We start from the raw sequence: 14,010 nt of genomic DNA, 5'->3' as shown, positions 1-14,010 counted from the left end.
TATAAATAGGAATCAATCGTTAGTAAAGGGTCTATCAATGATTTCCATAATAAAATGTTTTACTACATTTTTCATTTCCAACACGACCAACCATAATATAAATTTCTGGACTTAATAATGGTAAATCAAAAAAATTAGGGATGTTCTCATCAAATGGCATACTACGGCGCCAGATCAAACGCCCTGTAAGGTCATACATTTCAAATTCTGCGTTTAAAGGTGGCCTATTTACAATTTGTATTTGTTTGTTCACGATATTAAAATCAATGACCTTGTTTTTCATGGTCTCTGATTTTGAGATGTTGTGTTGAGGATTATTAATAGATTTGGTAGGAATAAATACTGCAGTTTCATCATCTCCTATCAATTCATCTGTAGCGATTGCAGTGAATCCTTCATCTGAATAATTTCTTAATCCAACATCACATAATAAATAATTAGTGTTAGGCGATATGTACATGGTAGCACTCGTCCATCGACCATTGGATCCATCAATATCTGAATCCACATCTTCACTACCTACTCCAGGTATAGTAAAATAGAAAAGCAATGGTCTAGACACTTGAATATAATAAGATCCCGCAACCAAATTATTAAAATAATAGAATCCATTGGTTCCATCGTATGGATTTATCTTAGATACCGTCTCTGCAATTTTGTTACGGGACACTGCATCGAATAAAGAGATAACGACACCATTAACTCCGGTTTCGTTTGGATCTTGCATTCCATTCAGGTTGATATCGCGCCAAACATAATTTCCAATTGCATTATTAAGAAAATAACCAGCATCGATCGAACTCAAATAAGCTCCAATTCCCAGTGTAAATATTGCCGTTGTATTATTCCCATTTTGATCCGTAATGTCAGAATCCAATTGATCATTTTTACCGACATAAGGATTGGAGTGTTTGTAACCTTTGTTTGAACCAGGAAATATTTTTATGTAATATTCTCCGGGAAATACGGATTGAAATTCATACCAACCAGCTTCTCCAGTATTCAAATTATTAGAACTTATTACCTGATCAACAACTACATTATTTTTATTCAATAATTGAATGGTAAATCCATTAATTCCGGGTTCATTCTTATCCTGAATTCCATCCAGGTCCTGATCATTCCAAACAAAATCTCCAATTGTCCCTTTTGGAACTAATCCAAGATCAATCGATAAATCATTGGTTTGGGATATATAAAATATCGTTGAAGTATAACCGAGAGATTGCACGTCGGAATCAACCATAGCGTCACTTCCAGCTCTAAACACCGTAGGATAATATTGTTTTGAAAAAACAAATTGCAAAACATAATATCCTGTCTCTAAATTTTCGAAATGATAGTACCCACTGGTAGAATTATGAAAAGAACTTACAGTACTCTGGATGACGACACCATCAGGAATACCATTCTGATCTTTGTCTGAAAATAAGTTAATACTGATTCCGTTAAGTCCAATTTCCTTAGGATCCTGAATTCCATTTCCATCCATATCCAACCACACGCGGTCGCCGATACCTGTGGTGTCATTTTGGCTGTAAACCTGTGTACAACACCAAAATCCTATTCCGATAAATAAAATAATACGTTCGATAGTTTTCATATATTTCGTAGTTAGTCGAGAACTTAGTATATCACTTAGCCCGTATTTCTTATAAAGTGGTCGTGTAATCAAGCTATTTTTCTGATAAGTCTGCAATTGATATCCGTGGATAAGGCTTTCAGATTCATTGGCTTGAGCTGATCTATTGCTCCTATCAAAATATTTTTCTAAGAATTTTCTAATAAATTGATAAAAATCACTTTGATTTTGAAAATCAAATACAACCAAATTAAATACATATATCATTATACTTTTTAAGTATAAATGACTGAAATCATGGGATAAATTGCTAAAACATTTCGTAATCAAAGCTATACCTTTTTTGAACATTATAAAATAATTCAAAAAACAGCTTCAGAAGAGAATAAAAAACCATATTTTTACAGCCTAATTTTGCGGTTAGGAGGCCTACTATCCCGTTTCGATGGGTGCTGTGGGCTTTTTTATTTCTATTCCTGACTGTTTAGTGATGGCTTTTTAAATTGCTCTACTACTTTTTACCAAAGCAACGCAACCACCACATTAATAATCATTCACTTGTTTCTACTTAATTCTAGGTGAACTACTATTGTCTATCCTTCTAATTATTAAATAATGCTCTATTATTTAATTAAACCAGTACACATGATTGAATCAATTCAAAGTCAATGATATGCATGTTTTTGCTTTATAGTATTTCGTCTAAAATGTCGTTATTGTTTACCATGTTGTTTGAATTTAAAAATGATTGATGTTGGATTAACTGATTTTTCATAATTTAAATTTATTGGTTTAATGTATGATTTAAAGTTTAATAATATTTATTCTTTGAGTAATGCTTTCTTGATTTGATTGAGTTATAAGGAAATAGATACCAGAATAAGTAACATTTACAGTATTGAGCTGAACGGATGTGAAATGTTGACCCTTATCTAATGTATTAGACCAAATGATGTGACCCAAAACATCATATAGGTATAAGTTTGTTTTAGTATTCACACTGGGTATCTCAATATTCAATACATCACGAGCCGGATTGGGAAAAACTTTGAAATTGTGATTTCCCCCAATTGAACTTGTTTGATCTAAATGTTGTGATAATAATACAGCATCCATCGATGAAACCGACTTATCCTTATCATTACTTCCATCTGCAATGAGGTGCTGATCCGGATCTGCGTTTTTAATTTGTGAGCCAACATTTGATGTCATTGCATTTAAAGTACCACATCCTTCTAACGTTGCGGTTAGGATAGAATCGCCGGGATGGCCTTTAATTTGACGTAGCATCAATGTTACCTTACTATTTCCATCTAACTCTATGTCAATATGTTTTCCACTTTTTAAAAATACTTCACGATTATACCCGGGAAGAATATCGTCCTCAATAATTCCAAATTGTGTAGGTACTGACATGTCTTCCTCGCCAATATTGGTTATCCGAAATGTTGCTATTCCATCATTACACTTAGCCTTCAATTGAAGACTTGCTCCTATATAGTCATCTGCATCAACATTCAATACTTTCATTGGATTGGAAGTCTTTGCCTGATTGCTCACCCATTTGTGATTTAATGTAGCATCCAAACCTTGAGCAGAAACTCCAAAAATAGTGACTAAATTCACCAGAATTCCTAATATTAAATTTTGATTTATCATTGTTTGTGCTTTATTTCTATGGCAAAGATATTGCAAGTTATTTTTCTCAAGTGTGATAAATATTGTAAATTGTAGCATCATAATTAATAATATTTATTATAATTTATTGTTTATCAAATAATTATAAAATTTTTTGTAGGACACATTATGAAAAATTCTCAGTTTATTGAGCTATATTTAATATTAAATCAACGCCAAAGGAAGGATTTTAGAAATTATTTAGCCTCTCCTCTATTCAATACCAACTCCAAATTAGTGATTTATCAGGAAAAAATTGACCAATTTTTGGATTTAGGTATTGATCAATTGAAATCCCGCTTGTTTAAATACCTTTATCCCAATGAGATCTATAAAGATGTTAAACTTCGACTCCTGTTCTCTGAATTACTCAAACACCTAAAGAATTATATCTATATCGAAGAAAAACAAAACCAAGATCAGGACAGAGAACTGTCATTTATTCGATTCTTAAGAAAGGGCCAAAAAATTAATTTATTCGAAAAACAAGCCAACGCCTTTCGCAAAGAAATATTAAGCAAAAAAAATAATTGGAATCCAGATCATTTCGAATTGAGATATCAGGTGGATTTGGAATTACTATCTTATGAATCTACTAAAAACCGATTTAGCTATTACGATTTCGCTGAAAGTTCAGAGACCATTGAAGTATCATCCATGCTCAAACGTCTCCGAATTTATTTAGAACAACTATCCCATGAATCTATTGGTGCCACAAGTATGGAATATCCCTTTATTCAGCCGTGGGTCGATTACGCAGAAAGCAAAAATTGGTCTAAATATCCAGAAGTCCATATATATTTATTAGCTCTAAAAATGTACAGAGAACCCGAGGAAGAATCACACTTCAATGAATATTTACTGCTCATTCGAAAATATGAAAATGATTTTGACTTCGAACGCGGCCGCGAAATATTCTTGACCGCACTCAACTATTGTATTCGAAAAATAAATAAAAACAATACCCAGTTTTTTAAACAAACGATGGACTTATTTCAACATTGTGTTCGAACTGGTTGGCTTCTAGACTATGGTGTCATGAGTTCGTTAACCTATAAAAATATCATTGCACTGTGCATCAGAATGAAAGACCTTGAATTGGCTATCAAATTATTAAATGAATATAAAAATCTCGTCAACCCAATCGGCAGAACAACCATTTACAATTTCAATCTCGCCAAAATCTATAAAGAACAAGGCAACTTCAATCAAGCGCTTTATTTATTGAATACCAGCGTATTTAAAGATCCACTTATAGAACTTAATGCACGGGTCGAAATGATTAAAATATACTTTGAAATCAAGGAAGAGCGATTAATGCATAATCAGATAATTGCCACCCAAAATTTAATCAAACGATCCAAAAAACTGGGTTACCACAAAGAATATTACAATAACTTCCTGAATGCAGCTCATCGTCTGTATCTAACAAAAAAATTAACTCCTCTGGATAAAGAGGCCTGGTTACAGTCCATTAAAGGCAACAATCATTTAATCGAAAAAGGCTGGTTGTATAGCATGGTAGATAAAATTAAAAGTTCAAAAGAATGAATACTACCGATTCAAAATTCTTTTATAACAAATTAAATTCCCAGACTAAATAATAAGTTGTCAAGGTCAATAGACTCGGCCATAATAGTTAAAATTTATTTTAGCAAATTGCAATGCTTTACATTTTCCCCAGCGCAAGACCTTTTGCAGATATATTATATCATTTCATTTTCCTTATACCACTGATAACAATCTTGCAACGTCTCATTTAATGATCGTGGATGATAATCAAGCTCCAATAAAGCTTTTTGATGCGAAAAATGAACTTCATGATCCAATAAAGTACTTATAGATTCCAGCGTATAAATGGGCGCAGAACCAGAAATTTTAGCCCACATTTTTATGAATGGCAATCCAAATTTAGCCAATGATTTAGAAAATACCAGTCTTGGTTTTCTCTTAATAGAAATCTTACTGCATCGTGTAGCAATGTCAGCTAATGTTGCAAAATGTCCAGACAAAATATACCTCCGACTTAAAATGTTCGTAGTTTTATTTTCATCTAGCTTAAGGATATGCCCAGTAGCTATACATATATCTCTGACATCCACCCAATCAAATCCACCATTTAATAAAGCTGGTAATGTACCAGAAAATAATTTTTTTAGAAAAATTCCACTTAGCGCATTAAAATAATCATGCGGGCCTATGACCCCTGTAGGATGTAAGATGTATGCATCCAAACCATTCCTTATAGCTTCAATAACAAAAGCTTCTCCCGCTGCTTTAGAATGATCATATGCCATACAGGTATTATCAGCAGACGGCATACTTTCATCCATTACACCCCCAATTTGAATATTCAATTTAAATGCATGAATGGAGCTAAAGTGGATGAGCCTTTTAACTTTTTGAAATTTGCATGCATTCACCACATTCATCACTCCTATGGTATTCGTCCTGTGAACCATTCCATCCGGATCACCCGCTATGGATATTATACCGGCCAGGTGAATGACTGCATCTGTATTATGCAATGCTTCTTTAACAAAATCTGCATCAAGGATATCACCTATGTAGTGCTCCAAAGTTAATGAATCAAAGATCCATGATTTATCACTATTTCTATATACAGCGCGAACTTCAAAACCATCCTGCACCAAATGTCTGATCATATTATTTCCAATATGTCCGGTCGCTCCTGTTAATGTAATATGCATTTGGTAAAAAATATTTTATACTAAAAAATTCAAAATAAATTAAACTCACAACAATCCTGGAAATATTGCCTTCCGCTTTTCAGGATAATCACTAAAAGTTTTTCTATACCATTTGTGATGACTCCAAGCCCTTGGGACTAAATTAGCAACAGTCCATACAGCGAATCCCAATGCAGGTAAATTCCAACACATAATGGCAAAACCTATCCATTCTAATATTTCACCAAAATGATTGGGACATGATATATATTCGAAGATCCCTCCCCTTGGAATTAGATATATATTGGGATTGCCATTTCGAAGATGTATTAAATAATTATCTGCAAAAAAATTAATTAGCATTCCCGTAATGAATAATATAATGCCAATAATAAATCTCAAATCAAAAAACCAATCATTCGTATAGGTCTCCAAATATCCCAAATAATATCCATTGGTCCCAGCATTAATAAGATTAAAAAATATAGCAGAAGCAACTATTCCAATGGGAATAAATTTATCTTTAGTTCGGGTCCTGAATGGGAAAATAAAACTTCTATTCACATAATGTAATGCCCACAATCCATAGGCAACCCATGCAAAAATTGATTTCTCTCCCGGAGCGCCAAGAAACAAAATACTCAATCCAATAATGGAAACCGCCTCCATGATAACCCATCCCCAACGATTAGACATGCTCTTACCCCAGGCAGTATTGTAATGCCTCCCATAAGGTGCCGTGATAAAAAATTGAATGGGTAGTATGACTATTGCCAATCCGATCCACGCATACATGAAGGTGTTAAGTTGAACTAAAGAAATATCCATGGATTCAGTATTTGAGGATTAGTGAAAGAATTCTTAAATAAATCAAAACTCAAATGTATAGAAAATATAATAAAATTTCATAAAGAAATAGTAGTTAATATATATATAATTCACAAACTATATTATGTAAACAAAAAGTTATATCTAAATATAATATAGAGTGGGCACTTTATCGATTTAATAATTGAAGTAAGTAAAAATAAATATACCATAAATTCCAATTATTTCATAACAAATAAAATATCTATTAGAAACTTTTATCTCAAATACTCCATTGAAATTAGAATAGTAAAACAAACTCTGTAAATGAGAAATATTATGCAATTAGAATGATAGATTCAAATCATTAAGCACATCTAAAAACAAATTATTAAATTGATTTGATTAATCTAAGAAATTCTAACTATCTATCACAAGAATCCAATGTTTAATGAATACTTGGTTTCTAAAAATTAATCTTTAAAATAATAGTATTCAAAAATATTTGTGTATTTTTGCAATAAACTATTCCAATAAATGAAAACTTTAGTATATCCAAATTCAACAGAATGGAGAATTTAGATATAATTTTAAATAGTTATTTAATCGAAGAGTTCTATTTATATATTCAATTTAGTAAAACAATAAATCGACTAATTATGAAAAAAATATGGGTACATTTTAAATTGCTTTTGGTTCTTTTATTCCTAAGTAGTTTTAGTAAATTAGGATCTCAAATTTGTTTACCAGGAAATACAATATTTGATTCACAAGAAAAAATAGACAATTTTTTAAATTCTAATCCTAATTGTACGATTATTGATGGGGATGTCACAATTGGCCATCCTTACCAAGCAGGATCAACGGTAAATAATCTAAATGGGTTAAAGAATATCATTAAAATCAATGGAGATCTTATTATTCGAGCAAATTATTATTTAACAAATTTGGCAGGCTTAAATAATTTAATGGAAGTTGGCGGTGATTTTAAAATAGAGGGTAACAATACATTATCAAGTATTTCTGAATTTAACCAATTAAAACTAATAAAAGGGAAATATTCAATTAATGACAATCTAGCATTAAATGAAATATCTGGGTTTAATAAACTTGTTACAATTGAAGGGAAATTCAGCATTCATTCAATGTCTAAATTATCGACTATAAGCGGTTTTAATGAACTTCTATCTGTAGAGGGATTGGAGCTATATTCATTAAATAATGTTGTTGAATTAAGTAAAATCGCATCATTGAAAATATCAGATACTTCTAGTGTATTTATAAATTATTGTCCAAAATTGAAGACGTTCATTAACTTAGAAAGTTCTACAAAACGTATGAAATCATTAACAATTACTGATTGTGATAATTTCGAGAATTTAAATTCGATTTCATCAATTCAAGTTGTTAGTGAAAATATAACTTTAGAAAGACTTCCTTTATTTGTAAACTTATCAGGATTAAAAGAAATTATAAGTTGCGGAAATTTAAGGATAGCCAATATTAATAAATTGAAAGATTTAAGCGATTTAAAAAATTTGAAACAAGTGAACGGATTTATAGAAATTATAGGACTTCCTTTGATTTCAAGTTTAGATGGGCTTGAAAATATTAATAAGAATAAGTTACAGGTAAATTCATCCGGATTAAAATTTATTCTTAGAAATAATCCAAAATTGTCTGATTGCACACAAAATTGTGATTTAATATCGTTGCCTGAATCTGAAAAATTGATTGAATTTAATGCTCCAGGTTGTGCAACAAATAGGCAAGCATGGGTTAATTGTAACTTGCACAAATGCAGTTACTCATCCCTAAATTTTAAAACCCAATCGCAAATTGATAGCTTTTTAATTCAAAATAAATTTTGTGAATACTTATTTGGAGACATTTGCATTGGCGCATGTGATTCAGACTATGTAAAAGGTAAAATTCTTAATCTAAAAGGACTTAATAATCTTGATACAATAATTGGTAGTATAACAATAAAGAATATCTCAAATCTAAATCTTGCCGATTTAGGAGGATTACGAGTAGTCAATGGAAATTTTAAAAGTGAGGATAATCAAAATCTGAGTTTCGATAATTTCTTTAGCGGTATTGGAGGAAGTTTTGTAATAAAAAACAGTTCCATTTTGGGTTGGCCATCAACTTTTAAAAACCAAATTGGTATAGGAGGAGATTTCGTAATTGATGGCGTATCCGGGACAATTAATTGGAAAGACTTTGAAAAATTAGAATATATAAATGGTGATTTTATAATTGCAAATAATAATAATCTTGTTGCCAGTCCGAGTTTCTTAAAGCCTGTAAGAGTTTTGGGTTCTTTGATTTTTGAAAATAATTTAAAATTATCAGGAATAAATTATAATATTACCCCAATCAATTATATTGGTATTGATTTTAAGTTTTCAAATAATCCAATAGCTCCATGGATTTATCTAAAAGTTGATTCAATTCATGGAAAATTTGAAATTGATCAAATTGCAAATGGAAGTCAAAATGGATTTTCCTTTCTAAAATATATTGGAGGTGACTTAATTATTAAGAATTATGCTCATAACTTTTCGCAAAACTTCAATTCATTAAGTCAAGTCAATGGAAAACTACATATATCTGGTTGTAGTGGAATTCTCAATTTCGTAGGATTTAATTATTTGGATAAAATAAATGGATCTTTAGAGATTATTGCTAATAGTAATTTAACAAGTCTAGAGGGCCTACATATGATAGAACCCAAATCAATAAAATCTAGAATTTTAGGTGAAAAAGATTTAAACATATCTGACAATCCTAAACTTAATAATTGCGATCTGGAAAATTTATGCAACATAATTCATTCAATAGGGAAAAATATTTATATATCAAATAATAATGGACGATGTAATTCTGTGGATGATTTAAAGACAGATTGTGATACTATTGAATGCCCATTGAACTTAAACATTTTTTCACAATCTGAAATTGACAACTTTGATCGAAAATATTATAATTGCGATTATGTAGAAAAGGATATATCAATACAACAGAATATTACAAATTTATACGGATTAAAAACTATTAAAAGTATTGGAGGTAATTTAAACATAAGTGGGACGTCATGTTTGGATCTAGTTGGTTTAGACAATTTAGAATTTATTGGAGGAAACCTAAGTATTTCTTCAAATGAAAAACTTACGTCACTATTCGGGTTAAAAAGCATTAATAGGCTTAAGAACGTTACATTTATTGATAACAAATCTCTGTTACATTTAAAGGGTATGGATAATCTTAAATTTATTGAACGTATTAATTTTTTAAATGTCTATCTTAATTCGTTTCAAGGGCTAGAAAAAATTGATACAATCTTAAATTTTTCTGCAGCATATAGTAAAAATCTTTATAGTCTTCAAGGCCTCGAGGGTTTGAAGTATTTTAATAATATGGACTTTAATTCTAATGATAATCTAAGTAATATAACAAGTCTTGATAATATTCCATTACAAAATGACACTAGGAAAGTATATATTTCTGGTAACAAAAAACTTAGTATCTGCAATACAAATTTTATTTGCAGAACATTAAGACACCCCATGATAAGTTTAAATATTATAAACAATGGTCCTAATTGCAAATCTGTAAGTGATATAGACTGCAAGAAAAAAACAACTTATATTGAAGTATTTTTAGATGAAAATAGAAATCAAGTACAAGACTTCGGAGAAAAAGGTATTTCAAACGTTCTTTTAAATGTCGAAGGCGACCCTGCTAACTATCTTTCAAACTTAGACGGCAACATAGAAATAATTTGCGAGGAAGATAGGTTTTATAAAATTAAACTACAACAGGATCAGTTGACTTGGAAATTAAGTACGTCTAATCAAGAATATAATTTTCAATTTATATCTGCAAATAGTAGTGATACAATATTTAAATTTGGGCTTTATCCTAATTCCGATTTTCATAAATTAAGTATTCAAGCTCTAGATGAGAGAAACCGTTGTAATGAATTAGGAACCTTTGAAATAATATATAAAAATGAGGGTACATATGAGGAATCAGGAGAAATAAAAATAAAATATGACCCATCATTTAAATATATTGAAAGTTATCCTTTACCTGTTAAAATAGATGAAGTATTTCAGGAAATTTATTATAATTATAATGGAATTTTGGCTCAAGACTACTCCAAAATTAAAATAAAATTCCTAATGCCAGGTCAGAATTCTGTGGCAACTCCTAAAAACTTAGTATCTACAATAAATAATAAGTTAAGTTCAAGTAACCCTATAAGTGCAGTTCACAAATTGGAAACTATTATCCGATGTGCATATGATCCCAACGATAAAGTTGTGAATCCAGTTGGAAATACAGAAAAAAATCTTACTAAAATTGGCTCATTATTAGAATATACAATTCGATTCCAAAATACAGGAAACGATTTTGCTCGAGAGGTTGCAATTCTTGACACATTAAGTCAATATTTAGATGTTTCTACTTTTCGAATTCTCAATTCAAGTCACCATGTTTCGGTTTCATTAAAAGGAAATATTGTTACATTTTATTTTAAAGACATTATATTGCCTGATAGCAATACAAGTAAGATAGAAAGTCAGGGTTTTGTTACTTTCGCTATTAATCACATAAATGGAATATTGGAAGGAAGTGAGGTATTAAACAGTAGTTCAATATATTTTGATCAGAATATTCCTGTTTTGACAAATACGGTTGTAAGTAAATTAATCAAGGAAATAGTCAACAGTGATCAAGAAATTAATAAAAATAAATTTATTATTTATCCAAATCCTAATAATGGAATTTTAAAAATTGAACACCCAACACAAAATATAAAGAACGTAGAGTTATACAATTTATATGGCGTTAAAATTGAAGCAAATATAAAAATAAATAATAATTTTACTGAAATAACTATAATTCCAGGTGCCAATAACACATTTATAGCTAAGGTAATTGATGAAAAAAATAATCAAAATTATTTTAAATTGATTATTCAAAAATAAAAATTAAAGATTTGTCTAATTCCACTACCAGGATATTTAATTTTTGACACCTAACTAAAACAGGTGGGTAAATTTTTTAAGTTTTTAACTGCTTTAAAGAAATTTTGGATTAGCTTTGATATAAAATTATACCATTGTGATTTATACTTTAGTTCAATATATTTAGGTGTAATGCAGACGCTCCCTTGGGAGGTCATCATGCAGATCAAAGCATCCGCATGCAGACGCTTCTTTGGGAGGTCATCATGCAGAACAAAGCATCTGCATGCCGAATGAAAAATAATTTATCTATTAACTTTGGACTAATTTGTTTTTCACTTCGGTATTAATAGTCTCTTATCAACATATTTTACAATTGAAATTATTATGGCTAAATTATTCTAAATTTGAGTAATTTCGATTTTAATAACACTTTTGTTTTATAATTTGACAAACTTAAGATAGGTACTTTTAGTATTAGCAAGCTCTAACTTTAAAAAGTAAATCCCAGTTTGCAGCATTTCTGTATTGATTTTCTTGGATTGACAATTACCTTTAATTACTAACTTCATGTCCTGAGAATAAATGGAGAAGTACGCACAATCAGTATCATCATGAAATTCTAAATATAGTTCAGCATTAACCGGTTGAGGGTATAAATTTATCCCATAGTTGTATTTTGGCTGATTTGTTTGTACAAGATCATCTGGAAGGCAATTTATTTTAGTAGGTCTAGATACGTTTATGTAAGTATTATTTCCTACGGATCCCTCTAAATTGTAACCCCATGCCCATAGGGATAAATCTCTTTTTAATGCCAAAGTATGAATATGCCCTGCTTCTATAAAAATCCAATTGGTGTCAGTTCCTATTTTTGTAGGTACATAAAGAGGGGAAGTAGTGCCATTACCCAATTGACCAAAATCATTTGAACCCCATGCCCATAAAGATCCATCCATTTTTAAAGAAATGCTATGATATACACAAGGTTGAATAAAATTCCAATCTTTTTCATTTCCGATTGGAATTAATGATGATTGATAATTTGTATTTCCATTCCCAAGTTTCGCATTATTATTTGATCCTGCTCCCCATAAATTATTATCAGTATCTATACAAAAAATATGAGTGTATCCTGAAATAATATATTTCCAAATTTTACCATCATTCATTAATGTTGGCTTGGGATAATTTAGGTTACTTTTGTTGCCAAGATAAGATCCTGCACCCCACCCCCATCTTGAGCCATCTGCTTTTAATGCTTGACTATAGTGCCAACCTGCTGAAATACTTTTCCAATTACTATTGGAATCAATAAGAATAGGAAAATTAAAATCTCCAATAATGCCATTTCCAACTTGTCCAAAGAAATTCCCATTTTCCATATTACTTCCCCAGGCCCAAAGCGTGCCATCTTCGCTTATAGCCAAGGTATGATAACCACCTCCAGAAATTTCTTTCCATTTATGATTTTTACCAATTTGAACTGGCCTAGTTTTGTCAGTAAAACTACTATCACCTAACTGACCAAATTTGCTACTTCCCCATGTCCAAAGACTTCCATCAGTCTTTATAGCTATAGAATGAAAACTTCCTGCACTTATTTTGAGCCAATTTGTATCCGTTCCGACCTGGACCGGGTAATTTCTTCTAGTTTTAGTTCCATCTCCCAATTGGCCGGAATTATTATCACCCCATGCCCAAAGGGTACCTTTTATTTTAATAGCTAAACTGTGGCCACCTGATGCTGAAATGTCCTTCCAGCACTGAGAATTTAATATGAATGGTTGGTTAAGCAAAAAGTACAATACAAAGAAGGTTAAGGTAATATTGGATTTCATAATGCTAAAAATTTATTAGATTCTTTTAATTTTGGAGATAAATTTACTAATTTATTTTAGATTCTTGAAAATAATATTTATATAAAACAATATTACCTATATATTTAAATTAAACTAATAGTTTTTAAAAAAAAGAATTTATTTGCCAGCTCGAAATAATATTGATCTCAATAAACTTAGTACAACTAAAATCATTTAATAATCTTAAATACTTTACATTGTATTCCCTCTCTCATAACAAATAGCCAGATGTACATAAAAATTGCTCATTTAAAAAAAGTTGCAAAACCATAAAATTTAACTTATCAATTGTCAATTATAACGATCAAAATAATAACACAGAGAAGAACAACGATAGAATTTACCAAAATATGCAGAAAACTAATAAAGATTAAAAATTAAGCTATTTTTTGAAAAAAATAATTCTTCTTTTT

At 30.4% G+C, this 14,010-nt stretch carries 7 protein-coding genes; 2 read left to right on the top strand and 5 right to left on the bottom strand.

What is annotated here, in order from left to right:
- Positions 1-34: 34 nt before the first annotated feature.
- A complete protein-coding gene (locus tag IPK88_08815; GenBank protein MBK8243515.1) occupies positions 35-1,849 on the bottom strand; it encodes a hypothetical protein in 1,815 nt (604 codons plus the stop codon).
- A 537-nt stretch (positions 1,850-2,386) separates the two neighbouring features.
- Complete coding sequence (locus IPK88_08810; GenBank protein MBK8243514.1) at positions 2,387-3,241, bottom strand: T9SS type A sorting domain-containing protein; 855 nt, start codon at positions 3,239-3,241, stop codon at positions 2,387-2,389.
- Positions 3,242-3,388: 147 nt separating this feature from the next.
- On the opposite strand from IPK88_08810, the gene IPK88_08805 reads away from it, so the two are divergent.
- Positions 3,389-4,810 (top strand): hypothetical protein, encoded by a 1,422-nt coding sequence (locus IPK88_08805; protein MBK8243513.1) that lies wholly within the window; start codon positions 3,389-3,391, stop codon positions 4,808-4,810.
- A 155-nt stretch (positions 4,811-4,965) separates the two neighbouring features.
- Here the strand turns inward: IPK88_08805 and IPK88_08800 are convergent, their stop codons facing one another.
- Both IPK88_08800 and IPK88_08795 read right to left on the bottom strand, forming a co-directional pair.
- A complete protein-coding gene (locus IPK88_08800) occupies positions 4,966-5,970 on the bottom strand; it encodes an NAD-dependent epimerase/dehydratase family protein (protein MBK8243512.1) in 1,005 nt (334 codons plus the stop codon).
- A gap of 45 nt (positions 5,971-6,015) precedes the next feature.
- Entirely contained in the window at positions 6,016-6,777 is a 762-nt protein-coding gene (locus tag IPK88_08795; GenBank protein ID MBK8243511.1) for a DUF1295 domain-containing protein, read from the bottom strand.
- A 638-nt stretch (positions 6,778-7,415) separates the two neighbouring features.
- Here IPK88_08795 and IPK88_08790 point away from each other — a divergent pair.
- The gene (locus IPK88_08790; protein ID MBK8243510.1) at positions 7,416-11,756 is read left to right on the top strand and encodes a hypothetical protein; all 4,341 of its coding nucleotides are present in this window, start codon (positions 7,416-7,418) and stop codon (positions 11,754-11,756) included.
- A gap of 419 nt (positions 11,757-12,175) precedes the next feature.
- On the opposite strand, the gene IPK88_08785 is transcribed toward IPK88_08790, so the two are convergent.
- Positions 12,176-13,576 carry a T9SS type A sorting domain-containing protein gene (locus IPK88_08785; protein ID MBK8243509.1) on the bottom strand — a complete coding sequence of 467 codons (1,401 nt, stop codon included), beginning with the start codon at positions 13,574-13,576 and terminating at the stop codon, positions 12,176-12,178.
- Positions 13,577-14,010: the final 434 nt, after the last annotated feature.

The organism is Candidatus Defluviibacterium haderslevense (genome assembly GCA_016712225.1).
Lineage (GTDB): Bacteria > Bacteroidota > Bacteroidia > Chitinophagales > Saprospiraceae > Vicinibacter > Vicinibacter haderslevensis.
This window is presented reverse-complemented; position numbering and strand designations above follow the sequence as displayed.